Annotated in this window: 1 pseudogene; it reads right to left on the bottom strand. The window is 58.5% G+C overall.

Annotated features, from left to right (window positions below):
• Positions 1-59: 59 nt before the first annotated feature.
• Positions 60-426, bottom strand: a pseudogene (gene pduD, locus CHM34_RS18565) (propanediol dehydratase medium subunit PduD); the annotation flags it as partial.

Below are 426 nucleotides of genomic sequence, written 5' to 3'. Positions count from 1 at the left end.
GCTCAGCACGTCGCGTACCATGGATTCAATTGCGTCGGTATTCATCGGGATATCCTTTGTTAAAGCGCCACGCGCAGTTCCTGCGGGTTTTTGCCCGTCACCACGTATTTGGTCTCTTTAATGTGCAAAATGGCCGACTTCGCCTGGTATTTGGGACGAGCCATCTGATCGTTAAGCGTCGGCACCGGCTGCGGCGACTCGCGTTTGGCGTAGCGCGCGGCGTTTTTGCCAATCTGACGGTAGGTTTCCAGCGTCAGCAGCGGCGCCTGCGGGAAGAGTTCCAGATTGGAAAGCGGCGGCAGGCCGCGCTGGTGGATGACGGTGGTGCCTTTCGACTGAATACCGATCGAGATGCCGGAGCCGCTCAGGCGGTTGCCTTCCACTGCCACGAAGGCGACGTCAGAAGACTTAAAGCAGCGGATCACC

Source organism: Paludifilum halophilum (assembly GCF_002245355.1).
Lineage (GTDB): Bacteria > Bacillota > Bacilli > Thermoactinomycetales > DSM-45169 > Paludifilum > Paludifilum halophilum.
This window is presented reverse-complemented; position numbering and strand designations above follow the sequence as displayed.